This is a genomic window from Bacillus mycoides (assembly GCF_018742245.1).
GTDB classification, from domain to species: Bacteria; Bacillota; Bacilli; order Bacillales; family Bacillaceae_G; genus Bacillus_A; species Bacillus_A cereus_U.
The window spans coordinates 379149-395203 of sequence record NZ_CP036132.1 but is presented as its reverse complement, the minus strand read 5'-3'; the positions used below and the strand labels follow the sequence as shown (position 1 = coordinate 395203).

Here is a 16055-nt window from a genome sequence, read left to right as displayed (position 1 = left end):
CCCCTTATTTCGCACTATGCATTGACTGTTTTTTTAACGTTTCTACAAAGCTGCTACCTGTTTTATATTGATTCGCTTGTAAAATAAACTTCTTCGCTACTTGAAGACAAATTCGCTCCGCTCTAGCACGCTCTGCGTCATTCTCAATACAAGTCATATCCTTTACCTTCGCTAGACCAACAATACGACGAATTAACTCAAGACCCGTCACTGCAGCTGTATCCTCTAATACAGATTGTAAATAAACTCGGTTAAAGCCTTCTTCCTTCGCCATAATCTCTGTCACATGAATATCCCAAGCATCTAAAAACTTCTTCTTAAATAAATCAATTACATCTATCATGGTAGATTCTATCCAGTTCATATATGTATCTTTCTCAATACCAGATTGCATCACTGCATCTGCATTCACCCATGCAAACATTAAATTTGCCATTATATTTCCAACGTCATATCCCATAGGTCCATAAAAAGCAAATTCAGGATCAATAACCTTTGTAGAATCACTTTTTACAAAAACAGAACCAGTATGTAAATCACCATGAAGTAGCGCTTGTGCATTCGTCATAAACGAAAACTTAAGTTTTGCTACTTCCATACGAAGCTCTTTATCACTATAAATATGCTCCCTAATCCAACCTTCATTTAATTGAAACAATTCGTTGCGTTTATTATGGTTTGTGAATGGCTCTGAATATACGAGGTCCTCTGTAATCTCACATAACTCAGGATTTATATAATTCTTCACGAGTTCCTTCTTCTCTTTATGATTCATTACAACATCTGATGTTAATAGAAGAGTGTTTACCATAAAAGTAGTTAAATCATCAGCAAGCTTCGGAAACATTTGATGATTTATGAGTGCTGTGCGCAATATTGTGTGATCTGATAAATCTTCCATCACGCAACAATTCATCACACTATCAAACAAATATACATTTGGCACGAGTCCAGATGCTAACTCTCCTTCTAATCGCAAAACATCTGATTCTATACGGATTCGATTCGTCGACAACTTAAACTCATCTGAAATACGCGCTGTATCCCCAGCTTGCTTTACAATGACAGAAATGTTCTTCTGTTCATCCCAAACGCGGAACACATAATTTAAATTACCATCACCTATTTCTTTACACTTTAGCCCCTTTACATGTTCGAACTTGGGTAATTTCTCTTGCACATATGTAATCACATCTTTAGCTTCCATTAAAAAATACTTCGTGAACTTAGACATGGTTTCCCCTCCACACTAAATGTAAACGTTTTCTAAAAGCCGTAAAAAATAATAGACTGAAATTTTTTCAATCTATACTATATCTTCTCTATTGCAATACATATCTCGCTTTTATTATATCTTGTTAGAAATGAGCGTCAATGTTTCTATTTCTCATTGCAATATACTTCTTATTATATATATTTAAGATGACAATAATTGTTCACAAAGATTCCGATACATTTTGTTTTATTTATTGCACAATTCTTTGTAAAATAGAAGTAAGCAGTTCCTTTTCAAATCCACAACTTCTAAGAAATATTTCCTTCCTAAGAATTTATACTTACACCATGTCTCTAACATACACACTACCCTTTCAAACACTCATTGAAAATTTATGACTTGAAAATTACCTTTTAATTCCCTAACAGCCTTAATTGAGAATAAATATTAATTAAATTGGTATAAAGTTGGTTTATTCTCTTGACAAAATAACCACTTTTATATGATAATTAATATCGAATTAGAATTATTACAGTTAATTAAAAAATATATTTTATGAGCAAACTAATTTCCGATGCTCAAAACCAACCTTTAGGAGGAATTTTAATATGTTATTAATCGGCACAGAAGTAAAACCGTTTAAAGCTAACGCTTACCATAATGGAGAATTTATCCAAGTTACTGACGAAAGTTTAAAAGGAAAATGGAGCGTAGTTTGTTTCTACCCAGCAGACTTCACATTCGTTTGCCCAACTGAACTTGAAGACTTACAAAACCAATACGCAACTCTAAAAGACTTAGGCGTTGAAGTATACTCTGTATCTACAGACACTCACTTCACTCACAAAGCATGGCACGATAGCTCAGAAACTATCGGCAAAATCGAATACATTATGATTGGCGACCCAACTCGCACAATCACTACAAACTTCAACGTTTTAATGGAAGAAGAAGGTCTTGCTGCTCGTGGTACATTCATCATCGATCCAGACGGCGTTATCCAATCTATGGAAATCAATGCTGACGGTATCGGCCGTGACGCAAGCATTCTTGTTAACAAAATTAAAGCAGCTCAATACGTACGTAACAACCCAGGTGAAGTTTGTCCAGCTAAATGGCAAGAGGGTTCTGCAACACTTAAACCAAGCCTTGACCTTGTAGGCAAAATCTAAGGAGTTCGATCAAAATGATACTAGATGCAGATATAAAAACACAACTATCCCAATACCTTCAGTTAATGGAGAACGATATTTTACTTAAAGTAAGCGCAGGAGACGATAACGTATCTAAAGATATGTTATCTCTAGTAGATGAATTAGCTACTATGTCATCTAAGATTACAGTAGAAAAAGTTGAACTAGAGAGAACACCAAGCTTTAGCGTAAATCGCCCTGGCGAAGACACTGGTGTCGTATTTGCTGGTATTCCATTAGGACACGAATTTACTTCATTAGTGTTAGCTTTACTACAAGTTAGTGGACGTGCTCCAAAAGTTGAACAAAAATTAATCGATCAAATCAAAAACATTCAAGGCGAATATCATTTTGAATCTTATATCAGCCTAAGTTGTCATAACTGTCCTGATGTTGTACAAGCTCTTAACGTGATGAGCGTTCTAAACTCTGGTATTACACATACTATGATTGATGGCGCTGCATTCAAAGAGGAAGTAGAAAGCAAAGACATCATGGCAGTACCAACTGTTTACCTAAACGGTGAATCTTTCGGAAGCGGTCGTATGACACTTGAAGAAATTTTAGCTAAAATGGGTAACGGTCCAGATGCATCAGAGCTTTCTGATAAAGATCCATACGATGTTCTTGTTGTTGGTGGCGGCCCAGCTGGTGCAAGTGCAGCAATTTATGCAGCACGTAAAGGCATCCGCACTGGTATCGTTGCTGAGCGCTTCGGCGGTCAAGTAATGGATACTATGGGTATTGAGAACTTCATCAGCGTAAAACGCACTGAAGGTCCTAAGCTAGTAGCAAGCCTTGAAGAGCACGTAAAAGAATACGACATCGATGTAATGAATCTACAACGTGCGAAACGTTTAGAGAAAAAAGAACTTATTGAAGTGGAACTTGAAAACGGCGCTATTCTGAAAAGTAAGAGCGTAATCGTTTCAACAGGTGCTCGCTGGCGTAATGTTGGCGTACCGGGTGAAGCTGAGTTCAAAAACAAAGGTGTAGCATACTGCCCACACTGTGACGGTCCATTATTCATCGGAAAAGATGTAGCGGTTATCGGCGGAGGTAACTCTGGTATTGAAGCAGCTATCGACTTAGCAGGTATTGTTAAGCACGTAACTGTTCTTGAATTCATGCCAGAATTAAAAGCTGATGCTGTATTACAAGAACGTCTTAACAGCTTACCTAACGTAACTGTTCTGAAAAACGTTCAAACGAAGGAAATCACTGGTACTGACAAAGTAAACGGTATTTCTTACATCGATCGTGAAACTGAAGAAGTACATCATGTTGAATTACAAGGTGTATTCGTTCAAATCGGTCTTGTGCCAAACACAGACTGGTTAGGTGAAACAGTTGAACGCGTTCGCGGTGAAATCGTAACAGACAAGCACGGCGCTACAAACGTACCAGGAGTGTTTGGTGCAGGTGACTGTACAAATAATCCGTACAAACAAATCATCATCTCTATGGGTTCAGGTGCAAATGCAGCTTTAGGCGCATTTGATTACTTAATCCGTAACTAATCATATAGACGTGAGTTTAAAAAAAGCAGGTGCTAAGGCACCTGCTTTTTTTATAATCCTAATGTATAAACTAAAAATCTCTCATTCCCATTCTTCTCATAAGCACCCGGTAATCTAACTTCTCTCTTCAATTCAAAAGCAGTCTGATTCTCCAAGAAGAAAATATAATCTTCAGAAGGGTAGTATAAAATAATATCCACTTTCCTCTCTATTTCCTCTACCGAAAGCAAAATGTTATTTACTACATTCATAAACACTTGGACAGAAAATGGATTGAAGAAATAAAACCGGTTATCACGTGGATCAATCTCATATTCCTGTGCTAAACAACATTCAAATTGAATTTTATCTTTACTGTTTCTTACCTTCCTTGCATAACGCTCACGGTTTTCCATTGCTTCTTTATAAAACGCTTCATTCATTTCAATTCCAACCGCTGATGCATCGCACTTATGATGCATGTAAAAATTCAATCTCCCTTTTCCACACCCAAAGTCTACAATTCGATCGCTACTTTTTATTTCATATTGATTCAATAACTCATCCAACCCGCTATACGGTGTCGGTTCATAACGGTGATAGTGCATAGATTTATTAAACCCTTTTTGCTCACCAACGGTTTTTATATTTAATACAGCATCGTAATATTGTTCGTTCATTTTTTTCTCCTATTAACAAATGGTACTTATTATTATACACCATGTACTAGAGGAGAATTTTCCATCAAATTAATTGGTACGTGAAATTATATCGCTGCAAAATCGAATATATCGACTTAACGACAAATTCCTACAAAAAACAGGAGCTTTCTAGCCCCTGTCTTCCAGCACTTTCAATACAGTCTGTTTCAATATTTCTACTCCATCCATTATACAGCTATGATCAAACTTCATATACGGATGGTGTAATCCAGGTTGTAAGTTCGCCCCTAGTCCAAGCATGACAGCTTTTAAATGCGGTCTCTTCACTGTGTAGTAATGGAAATCATCGCTTCCTGTCGTATACAGTGGTCCAGTACATCCCTCTTCCCCGTATACTTCAAGAATACCTTTTCGCATGAAACGCTCAGCTTCTTCTGACACTTCAGCTCCTGGTGCGAGATCAATCCACTCATAAGAAAGTTTAGATCCCATTGATTCAGCTGACTGAATTACTTGCTCTATTTTTCGCTTCAATTCATCTAGTAATATGTTATTTTCTGCTCTTACATCTAAACTAAAATGTCCATTACCTGGAATAATATTTAGATTATCACCACCAGCTTGGCATCTCGTCATCTTAACAGAATAAGACGTCTGCGGCGGTAACCATATATTTTTCAATCCAATATTGATCATCGAAATGACATCAATTGCATTTATACCTTGATGTGGGCGTGCCCCGTGTGCATCCTCTCCATGAATCATACCTTCTAAAAATCCTGCTGCTCCGTGACGAATAGATGGTGCAGCTTGTTTCAAAGGCAGTTCTTCAATCGGTCTTAAATGAACACCAAATAAGAAATCTGCATCATCCACGGCGCCCTTCTCTACCATCTTTAAGGAACCATTTCCTTTTTCCTCTGCCGGCTGAAAAATAAATCTAACAGTACCGCTATCCCATCTCATATTTTTCAATTGTAAAATAAGTCCCATCACAATCGTCATATGAGCATCGTGGCCGCATGAGTGATTCGCTTTAAATTCTCCGTCTACTTCTTGCCATAGTGCATCCATATCAGCACGAATCGCGATAACTGGATTCCCTCTTCCGATTTCAGCAATCACGCCAGGGCAATCATCAAATATTTTATATGAAATTCCTTCTTCTTTTAGAAAGTTAGTAATATAAGCTGTCGTTTCATATTCCTTCCAGCTTACTTCAGGGTTTTCATGTAAATGCTGAAAAATTTCAGTTAAACGCTCTTGTAGTTCTAATGTTTTCAAAGCTTCATTCTCCTTCCCCTAATTACAAACCATTCAGATTAATTATACTTATGAAAAACAGATGTTTTTATGAACATATTGAATTTTAAGAAAAAAGTCAATTATTTATTTTTTAATACCGTTAATACCCGATTTCAACTCATCTTATAAAGATATCCATACAAATAGAACATTCGATATTTTCTGTTTTCATGTTGACGCTTACATCTATTTTTAGTTATTATAACTTAATAACGTCTATTTTGCGACAATTCTAAAAATACAAACATACATAATGAGGAGGCAGTTTATGAAAAGAGAAATACCTTTTGGCATAGCAATAATCCCTATTATCATTACAGTTGCAGTTATGATGGTTACAATTGTTGTATTAGAACAAAGCCCTCACGTCCCACTTATTATCGGTACAACCGTTGCTTCGATCGTCGCTTGGCGATACGGTTACAAATGGAATGACATTGAAGAATCGATGTATAAAGGAATTCGCCTTGCATTACCCGCTATCGTTATCATTATTCTTGTAGGTTTAACGATCGGTGCTTGGATTGGCGGCGGAATCGTCGCAACTATGATTTATTACGGCTTAAAACTTTTAACTCCATCACTATTTTTAGTTTCAATTACAATTATTTGTTCTATCGTTGCATTAGCTATCGGTAGCTCTTGGTCTACAATGGGAACAATTGGTGTTGCAGGAATGGGAATTGGCCTAAGTATGGGAATCCCAGCTCCAATGGTTGCTGGTGCCATTATTTCAGGCTCTTATTTTGGCGATAAAATGTCACCGCTTTCAGACACAACAAACTTAGCCGCAGGATTAACAAATACAGATTTATTCGTACATATTCGTCATATGTTATTTACTACAATTCCAGGTTTAATTATTACTCTTATCGTCTATGCTTTATTAGGAAGAAGCTTCGGTGATAACAATATTGATGCAAAAAGCATCGATCAAACGTTACAAGTATTGCAACAAAACTTTGTTATCTCGCCTTTCCTATTAATCATACCCGTAGTCGTTATGGTATTGGTCGCTAAAAAAGTACCAGCTATACCAGCTATTCTCGTAGGTATTATTTTAGGATTTTTATCACAAGTCTTTATTCAAGGTGGTTCTGTCTCAGCATCTGTCGGTGCACTCCAAACTGGATTTGTCATAGACACTGGAAACAAGCTAGTAGACGAACTATTTAACCGCGGTGGCTTAGATTCGATGATGAATACAGTTTCTATGACAATTGTCGCTATGACTTTCGGCGGAGTACTAGAACATACTGGCATTCTTCGCTCAATTGTAAATCAAATTTTAAAATTAGCGACATCATCAAAAGGACTTATCGCTTCTACTATCGCATCTTGCTTTGCAACGAATCTTACTTGCTCTGAACAATATATTTCGATTGTTGTTCCTTCAAGAATGTATGCAAATGCGTACACAGAAAAAGGGCTACATTCTAAAAATTTATCCAGAGCATTAGAAGATGGTGGAACATTAACTTCTGTTTTCGTACCTTGGAATACATGTGGTGTATTTATACTCGCAACACTTGGAGTCGGTGCATTCGAATATGCTCCTTATGCTATATTGAATTTCATCGTACCTATTATTTCAATCATTTATGGTATAACTGGCTTCACAATTACGAAGCTATCGGATATTGAAAAAGCAGACCTATTGAAAAAACAAAAAGCGCAACTAGAAGCCTAAAATTTTTGAAACGAATACAACGGTAAATTTAGCTCATATATTGCGCGAGGGCGCCCTTGTTGATAGGGCATTTCCTCGCCGCAAATATTGGCATACCTGTAATCAACTAATTTCTTTAACAGCCTTTCCGTCGATCGCCGAGTCACTTGTAAGTACTCAGAAAGATCGGCCGCTGTAAATTTCAATGATGGATGCGATTGACTAAACTGAATAATTTTTGACAAGTTTGCAGGACTAAGCTTCGTTTCCTTCGCTATTTTCATTAATTCAGGATTATCGTTTTTTAAACTTTGTACCCTCTGTTCTTTCGGGAACGGACCAAATAATTCTTTATCACTTGTTAGTATATAAAAGCGGCGCTCTATCGGATTATTTTTTGCGAAACCTTGAGCGATTTTTGCATTTTGTTCCGCTTCATTTACTGTTTTTCCGTAACCAAATCCAATAGATACCGCTCCTTCTATATTCGTAAATAAACGATCTATTGTATTTGTTTTTGTACTCGATTCGATATCACCACGAGTTGTATACAAAATAAAAGTCATTTCATCAACTTGTTTAAATGAACCACGTAATTCTTTTGAAATTACATTTAATTTTTCAAGCGAGCTTTCTTGTAACTCTATAAAGGATATAATACAAGCACCAACAGTAGCTGAATGGCTTTTTGCTAACTCTGCTTTTATTTTTGCATCTTTTAACCCGTGTATAATTGATTGCGTCGGGTCTATCATACGCTCTGAAGGAATACCTATTTTTTGAAGTTCGTCGTAGACAGCGTGAATACTAGTTAAAGCTAAATCGACCTCTCCAGATTGATATTTAGCTAAATGAAAATCAATGATGCTCTTAATTTCATCATTACTCCATAACATATTTTCATAATCCATCACTTGCGGCGTTTCTTTCAGACCGATATCATGGAACACATTTATAATAAACGAACGATCTACTAAATCAATTGAAATTTTATGAGGTTGAATACTTTGATGATATATTATAGAAAGGAGTGAAGATGCGACAGTTGTCTCGTCTTGCTGTAAGTACGTACTTGGAATTCGCAATTGTTCTCTTATTTCTTTTGCCATATAATAAGGTAGGGCACCTGAGAAAAAGATAACATCACAAGGTTTTAAACGCTTTAATATTTCAGAAGATTCTGCCGGGTGAAGGTAAATATATGGATCAATCTCTATTTCTTCTAGTTTATGAGCAATAGGTAAAAGATTCTCCATAAACTCTTTTGAACCAACAACTGCAATTTTTATCATCATTTTCTCTAACTCCTTATCATTAATTAACGACTATTTAACGTCAACTATATCAAATGTACAAAACCATTGTAAACAGGAAGGGGTCTTTATTCAATGAAAATTACAGCTATTCATCTTTACGCAATTCGTTTACCACTTCGCGATCCATTTGTTATTAGTTATGGTTCTTATTCTGATATGCCTTCTATTATCGTCAAAATGGAAACAGATGAAGGTATTATCGGTTACGGTGAAGGCGTTGCTGATGATCACGTTACAGGTGAATCATGGGAAAGTACTTTCCATATTTTAAAACATATACTATCTCCTGCTCTTATCGGGAAAAACCCAATGAATATCGAGAAAATACACGATATGATGGACAACACAATTTACGGTGTTCCTACAGCGAAAGCTGCGATTGACATCGCTTGTTTTGATATAATGGGCAAAAAACTAAATCAACCTGTATATCAACTAATTGGCGGACGCTACCATGAAGAATTTCCTGTCACTCACGTCTTAAGTATCGCCGCTCCAGAAAATATGGCTGAAGAAGCAGCTTCTATGATTAAAAAAGGTTACCACTCTTTCAAAATGAAAGTCGGCACGAATGTAAAAGAAGATGTAAACCGAATTGAAGCTGTACGTGAACGTGTAGGAAATGATATCGCGATTCGCGTTGATGTAAACCAAGGCTGGAAAAATAGTGCAAACACATTAACAGCACTTCGTTCATTAGGTCACTTAAACATCGACTGGATTGAACAGCCTGTTGTCGCGGACGATATTGACGCAATGGCTCATATTCGTTCGAAAACAGATCTTCCACTTATGATTGATGAAGGATTAAAAGGCTCTCGTGAAATGCGCCAAATTATTAAATTAGACGCAGCTGATAAAGTGAATATAAAACTAATGAAATGCGGCGGCATATATCCAGCTGTAAAACTCGCTCATCAAGCTGAAATGGCAGGCATTGAATGCCAAGTTGGATCCATGGTCGAATCATCTGTTGCCTCTTCCGCAGGATTCCATGTCGCTTTCTCAAAAAAAATCATTACTAGCGTCGAGCTGACAGGACCATTAAAATTCACGAAAGACATTGGAAACTTACATTACGACGTACCATTTATTCGCTTAAACGAAAAGCCGGGACTCGGCATTGAAATAAATGAAGATACACTACAAGAACTAACCGTCTTTCAAGACGTTGTACGCTAAAGGAGGACTAACACATGACGATTCTATATGAAGGTTCATTAAAACAAAACAACGATCCATTTCACGTTACATTACTATCAAGAGAGCATATCGAACAAATTTTATCACTACAAAACGTTGTAGTTGAAGCACTAGAAGATAAAGGTCGTTTACAACCACTATCGCTAGAAGAATTTCAATACATTCTAGAAGGAAACGGAATGATGATCGGTGCTTTTATCGAAAACGAGCTCATCGCATTTCGTGCCCTACTAGTCCCTCCTATCGACGATGAACATTTAGGGCTTGATATTGGTCTACCAGAAAGTCAGCTACACCGCGTCATCTATCAAGAAATCTCAAACGTTCATCCAAGCTGCCGAGGAAATGGTATGCAAAAAATATTAGCCACAATCATCATGGATGAATTACAAAAAGAAGACAGCAAATACGATTACGTTTGCTGCACCGTTGCACCTTTTAACATTCCTAGTTTAAAAGATAAGTTCGCGCAAGGAATGGAAATTGCTGCGCTGAAGGAGAAGTACGGCGGGAGTATGCGGTATGTTTTTGTGAAGGAATTGCGTAAGGATACAGAAAGAGATTGGACGGATGTTAAAGATATTCCGATGAGTGATGTTAGTGAAAAGCAAGCGTTACTTTCGGAGGGATATCGTGGGTATGAGATGGAGAAAATAGATGGGAATTTCATTGTGAAGTTTGGACGATAATCTATATGGAAAAAAGGAAGGGGTATCCCTTCCTTTTTTCGTTCTCCTCACTGAACGATTCTATGGTGAATGAAATTATATCAGCGATTTTCGAAATATATCGACTTACCGACAAATATTTACAATAATCGCAACTTATATAAAGCGCATTACTAAACCGTCATCTTCCAACTCGATAACGCTAACCAGTTTTCCATTTCCTTATAATCAGGCATTATCTTCCCAACAAGACGCCAAAAAGATCGATCATGATTTAAATGAACCATATGACACATTTCATGAACAACTACATAGTCAATTACCTGCTGTGGTGCCATCGCTAGCTTCCAATTGAATGTTAGTTGTAGATTTGAATCACAAGTTCCCCACGTACGACTACTATCTGTAATACGAATAGAACGAGGCTTTGTTTTAAAGTTGCTTTGATGTGCTTTAATACTCTTTTCTACTAATGCCTTGCACTGTTTATAGTAAAAACGTTTTAAAGCTTGTTGTATTTTCTCATCCTTAAGCTCATTCACATAAATGTGTAGCTTATCCCCTTCAAACACTGCATTGTCTTGCGTAATACTTGCATCTTGAGAAATCTGTATCGGATACGTACTCCCTAAATACAGAAAGCCCTCTCCTTGATCATAATCCTTTTCCTGTGGTCCAAGCGCCCGCTCCTGCATTTCCTTACGTGTTTTCTGAATCCAATCCCATTTCTCCTCTAGCAACTGGACTAAGTATTCAACAGGTGTCCCTTTCGGAGCTTGCACCTCAACATTTCCGTAAGAATCTACAAAAAGACGTACTGATTTTTTCTTCTTATAAGTTATATGAAAATTAATTGTCTCACCCAAATATGTATGTACCATTTCATCACCTAACGTATTCGTTCATAATTATTTTTACCAATAAAAAAGAGTAGGCTACAATCGTCCTACTCTACCTATTATATCATTTACTGTTTTAACAAACTTATTATCCTCTATACTTTACAGCCAATCCCTTAATGAAATTCCTTGCGTATCTATCGCCGCACTCTTTGTAATGCTTATGGCCTTTTTTTCTTAATAAAGCGCCTAACTCTCCTTTTGTTACGATGACTCCTACGCTGTCTAATATATCAAGCACATCCTCACTCGTTAAAGATAGTGCGATTTTCATTTTCTTTAAAAGAAGGTTATTGGCACTTTCATTGCTTCGTAAAGGTGCAGCTTGTCCCGCAGGTTGCCCTGGTTTCGGATCTTGCTTTCCTCTTTTTAAAATAATAAATCCATTTAAAAATGACTCTAACATCATCATATCGCATGTTAGTACGTACTCATCTTCGATTACATCAGCATCTTCCGCTTCGTGTTGTGGACTTCTCTTTACTCTTGTAAGCATATCAAGTACGTCCTCTTTCGTTACTTCAATGCCACCAAGATTAAATATTTCCACCATATCTATATCTTTTATATCCATAGCATATCTTACTCTTTTTAATATATCGTTGTTGCTCATTGCCATTGGTTTTCCTCCTGAAATGTTGAATATAGTAATGCTTTTAGCATGTGTAAATTAATGTCGTTAAGTTACTACTTTAACATTTTAGAGGTTGGTTTTGTAGTCTTAGGTGGATTAATGCTTTTGGGGAGGATTTTAAAACAGCAAAAAAGGATGGGCTAATCGTGCGAAATTACGGATGGGGATTTACTATTAGTTAACACACTTGAAAATGGACTAACCTGATATAGGTTTGTCCATTTCTTTTTATGCAACTCTAATTTAGTGGGCAACTCAAACATGAATATTTGTGGTACGGTTCACCGTAACGAATCTAAATGAGGTTATTGTTCATTATTTTCATAATTAAATTTAACAAAAAAGGTAGTGCCTTCCGATCCTGTTTGAATTTCTATTTTTGCATTATGACGGGCAGAAATGGCATAACATATACCTAACCCCAGTCCAGTTCCATTATCTTTGGTTGTGTAAAATGGAGTACCCAGTTTCTCTAACACTTCAGGCCTGATACCTTTCCCTTGATCCCGCACTGCAAGCACCACACAATTTTGACCTTCCTTGTAGGTGCTAATGGTTAGAACTTTCCCTGTGCTCATCGCCTCTAAGCCATTACGGTATAGGTTTATTAATAATTGTCGTATCTCATTACGATTTAAAAATAATTCCGGAATATCATTTGTATCGACTTGAATATATTTATTTTGATTATACGTATCAATCTTTATTAAAGGAATAATATCGTGGATAATTGCATTTAAATCTAACATCTGCAAATCCGATTTCTTTGTATTACCTATCGAGAGAAATTCAGTAATAATAGAATTGGCACGGTCAAGTTCTTCAATCATTAAATTAAAGTACTTATTCTGTTTCTCATAGGTGTTCTCTTCTTTTAATAACTGCAAAAATCCTCGTACTGTTGTCATTGGATTTCTAATCTCATGGCTGATACCTGCTGCCATTTGCCCTATTAAATCTATGTTGGATAACCTTTTCAATTCCTGCTCATATTGCTTTTTTTCCGTTATGTTTTTAAAAATACAACAAATACCATCATCATACGGGTATGCAATAACTTCGTGCCAATATTCATCAGAGATAGAAAAAAATTCGAAATGAACTGTAGTTCGCTCTGACATTGCACGATGAAATTCCTTATACATAACTGCGTCGACGCTACTCGGGAAAACCTCCCATATATTCTTACCTAATACATCTTTTGCTGTTTTTCTTTGTGGAAAATATTGATGCTTATTTACGTACGTGAATTCCCATTTATTATTCAAAGTAAAGAATCCATCCGTAATAATTTCAATCACACTTGTAACTTTTTCATTAGCAGCAGCTAGTTCTCTCGTTCGCTCTTCCACCATACTTTCAAGTTGATCCATATATAACAAGTTTGAAAACGTAGGAGCTGTGGCATCAACGATAGATTTTGCCAGTTGAATTTGGGAAGTATCGTAATTGTGAGCTTTTCCCTCTTTGCCAACGACGATTACCCCTAATATTTCTCCCATTGAAACCAATGGAATCATCAGTAGACCCTTACTATCTATATTTTTTGTTTGAATAACCTCTTGGATCTTGGCTTCATAGCTTTTCTCCATCCAATCCGCTTCTGTCCAATCACAGTCCTTGCTTAACTTCGTTGTTTTAATCGTTGTTTTGTCTAGCGGGTCTAAAAGGTGGGCAGCCATGTTTTTACTCTCTAAAATCTGTCCTAAGTAAAAAAAACATTTATCAAAACTCTCCTGTATCGAGGAACACATTGATAAATCACGGGTAACATTTAGTAACAGCTGCTTCTCGGCAATAAGGTTTTCCTTTTGTGTTAAATTATTTGCATTTTGAATTGCGACCGCAGCCATATTTACATAAGCTTCAACACTTTGAATTTCTGAATCTGTTAAGTTCATTGGAGTTCCATAATCAAATAAAAAAACCAGACCAAATAACTCTTGTCCAAATGAGATAGGCAGGGCTAATAAGGACTTAATTTTGAACGCATCAACTGGTCTTGGATCCGGCCGATGATCCTTTGAGGTATCAGGGATATAGATGTTTTTTTTGGTTTCAATAACTTCTTTTGCCAGTAAGTCTATTTCAGGATCAATTACCTGAGTATCGAGCGTTACGCCATTTATGGTCTCTGGTTTTCCTGCAAACCCTCTAAATGTTCCATCTTCCTGGGGTAAATAAATTCCAACAGCGTTGCACCTAACAATCTCCTCTGATATCGCCATTGTTACACGCTGCAATACTTCACGTAGTTCTAATTTTGTATTTATTATTTTTGTTATATTCGCGAGCCTAGAATATCTCGTCTGATCACTTAACATTCACATAGCCTCCAATTATAGGCATAATTAAATAAAGTGAAACTTTAATCAGTGGGGGTTTTCTTCATCCCCCACTGATTATCAGCCCTCACCAATCGGACGTTTACGGGTAGTGGATCTCCCACCTAAGTTCTTTGCTCCAGCCGAATCTTGAGGTGGGAGTTTTACTGTCCACAAGTAGCGGGATAAACATGATAATATGAGTGAAAATCAAGACCAACCTGCCATTTTCAATTTTCTCCTGTATTCTTGTCTTGTCCTTATTTTACATAGAATACCTCACTTACTTATGATACGGATCACCTTAATTAAAATGAAACAAACGCTCATAAAATCGCTATCTCCTATCCCCTCTAACTTTCAAAAGTTACACCGTTTCACTATCCCCATCCTTATCAACACTACCCTCAAACTTATCAAGCAACCCACGCACTTCATCAGTCGATTTCGTGTTCATCAATTGATTTCTTAGTTCAGCAGCTCCAGGGAAGCCTTTTACATAAATTTTGAAGAAGCGATGAAGCCCTGTGATTGAGCGTGGTAGTACTTCTGCATATTGATCTTGAAGATCAAGCTGTAGTCTTAGAAGATCAAGGTGTTCTTTACTGCTATGTTCTCTTGGCTCTTTTTCGAAAGCAAATGGATTTTTAAAGATTCCTCGTCCGATCATAACGCCATCAATACCGTATTTTTCAGCAAGTTCCATTCCAGTTTGACGGTCAGGAATGTCTCCGTTGATTGTTATTAGCGTATTTGGTGCAATGCGGTCACGTAATTTTTTAATTTCCGGAATTAGTTCCCAGTGCGCATCTACTTGGCTCATTTCTTCTCTTGTACGTAAATGAATAGAAAGGTTCGCAATATCTTGTTTAAAAATGTGCGTTAACCAATCCTCCCACTCACTTAACTCTTTAAAGCCAAGTCGTGTTTTTACGCTGACAGGTAGTCCGCCCGCTTTTGCTGCTTGAATAAGTTCTGCCGCAACGTCTGGACGTAGAATAAGGCCACTACCTTTTCCTCTTGATGCTACATTCGGTACAGGGCAGCCCATATTAATATCGATGCCTTTAAATCCTAGCTCTGCCATACCAATACTCATTTGACGGAAATATTCAGGATTATCTCCCCAAATATGCGCCACTATTGGCTGTTCATCTTCTGTAAAAATTAAACGGCCACGTACACTTTTCATACCTTCTGGATGACAATAGCTATCCGAGTTTGTAAACTCTGTGAAAAATACATCTGGGCGACCAGCTTCACTTACTACGTGACGGAAAACAACGTCTGTCACATCTTCCATTGGTGCAAGTACGAAAAATGGTCGTGGTAAATCACGCCAAAAATTATCTATCATTTCAAATTCAAATCCTCTCACTATGAATACATCTTCAAACTCTCAATTTATAATTTGTGAAAATCAGCAATATTTATTTTAACTAAAATCGTTGCTGAATGGTATTTTTA

13 protein-coding genes are annotated in these 16055 nt (G+C 36.9%); 5 read left to right on the top strand and 8 right to left on the bottom strand.

Annotation, left to right across the window (positions count from 1 at the left end):
- Positions 1 to 4: 4 nt before the first annotated feature.
- Positions 5 to 1234: an S-methyl-5-thioribose kinase gene (mtnK, locus tag EXW56_RS02035; protein WP_098988251.1), complete on the bottom strand. Its 1230-nt coding sequence runs from the start codon at positions 1232 to 1234 to the stop codon at positions 5 to 7.
- 590 nt (positions 1235 to 1824) lie between these two features.
- Here mtnK and ahpC point away from each other — a divergent pair.
- Positions 1825 to 2388, top strand: coding sequence for an alkyl hydroperoxide reductase subunit C (ahpC, locus tag EXW56_RS02030; RefSeq protein ID WP_000924420.1), 564 nt, complete (start codon positions 1825 to 1827; stop codon positions 2386 to 2388).
- Between the two features lie 14 nt (positions 2389 to 2402).
- The gene (gene ahpF, locus EXW56_RS02025; protein ID WP_002124933.1) at positions 2403 to 3929 is read left to right on the top strand and encodes an alkyl hydroperoxide reductase subunit F; all 1527 of its coding nucleotides are present in this window, start codon (positions 2403 to 2405) and stop codon (positions 3927 to 3929) included.
- Positions 3930 to 3979: 50 nt separating this feature from the next.
- Here ahpF and EXW56_RS02020 read toward each other — a convergent pair whose 3' ends face one another.
- Positions 3980 to 4588 carry an SAM-dependent methyltransferase gene (locus EXW56_RS02020; protein ID WP_098988250.1) on the bottom strand — a complete coding sequence of 203 codons (609 nt, stop codon included), beginning with the start codon at positions 4586 to 4588 and terminating at the stop codon, positions 3980 to 3982.
- 150 nt (positions 4589 to 4738) lie between these two features.
- Positions 4739 to 5854 (bottom strand): M20 peptidase aminoacylase family protein, encoded by a 1116-nt coding sequence (locus EXW56_RS02015; protein WP_215597151.1) that lies wholly within the window; start codon positions 5852 to 5854, stop codon positions 4739 to 4741.
- Positions 5855 to 6143: 289 nt separating this feature from the next.
- Between EXW56_RS02015 and nhaC the strand changes: the two genes are divergently transcribed.
- A complete protein-coding gene (gene nhaC / locus EXW56_RS02010; protein ID WP_002063594.1) occupies positions 6144 to 7565 on the top strand; it encodes a Na+/H+ antiporter NhaC in 1422 nt (473 codons plus the stop codon).
- Here nhaC and EXW56_RS02005 read toward each other — a convergent pair.
- Complete coding sequence (locus tag EXW56_RS02005) at positions 7562 to 8839, bottom strand: transcriptional regulator (RefSeq protein ID WP_098988249.1); 1278 nt, start codon at positions 8837 to 8839, stop codon at positions 7562 to 7564. The two genes, nhaC and EXW56_RS02005, sit on opposite strands and share 4 nt — an antisense overlap.
- Before the next feature lie 93 nt (positions 8840 to 8932).
- On the opposite strand from EXW56_RS02005, the gene EXW56_RS02000 reads away from it, so the two are divergent.
- Both EXW56_RS02000 and EXW56_RS01995 read left to right on the top strand, forming a co-directional pair.
- Positions 8933 to 10042, top strand: coding sequence for a mandelate racemase/muconate lactonizing enzyme family protein (locus tag EXW56_RS02000; protein ID WP_098988248.1), 1110 nt, complete (start codon positions 8933 to 8935; stop codon positions 10040 to 10042).
- 14 nt (positions 10043 to 10056) lie between these two features.
- Positions 10057 to 10752, top strand: coding sequence for a GNAT family N-acetyltransferase (locus EXW56_RS01995; RefSeq protein ID WP_215597150.1), 696 nt, complete (start codon positions 10057 to 10059; stop codon positions 10750 to 10752).
- Positions 10753 to 10904: 152 nt separating this feature from the next.
- Here the strand turns inward: EXW56_RS01995 and EXW56_RS01990 are convergent, their stop codons facing one another.
- From EXW56_RS01990 to EXW56_RS01975, 4 genes are all read right to left on the bottom strand, one after another.
- On the bottom strand, positions 10905 to 11612 hold the full coding sequence (locus EXW56_RS01990; RefSeq protein ID WP_215597149.1) for a M48 family metallopeptidase: 708 nt from the start codon (positions 11610 to 11612) through the stop codon (positions 10905 to 10907).
- 106 nt (positions 11613 to 11718) lie between these two features.
- Positions 11719 to 12249 (bottom strand): YehS family protein, encoded by a 531-nt coding sequence (locus tag EXW56_RS01985; protein WP_215597148.1) that lies wholly within the window; start codon positions 12247 to 12249, stop codon positions 11719 to 11721.
- Between the two features lie 320 nt (positions 12250 to 12569).
- Positions 12570 to 14588, bottom strand: a complete 2019-nt coding sequence (locus EXW56_RS01980) for a GAF domain-containing sensor histidine kinase (RefSeq protein ID WP_215597147.1) — start codon at positions 14586 to 14588, stop codon at positions 12570 to 12572.
- Positions 14589 to 14955: 367 nt separating this feature from the next.
- Positions 14956 to 15945 (bottom strand): tRNA dihydrouridine synthase, encoded by a 990-nt coding sequence (locus tag EXW56_RS01975; protein WP_098988266.1) that lies wholly within the window; start codon positions 15943 to 15945, stop codon positions 14956 to 14958.
- Positions 15946 to 16055 lie beyond the last annotated feature (110 nt).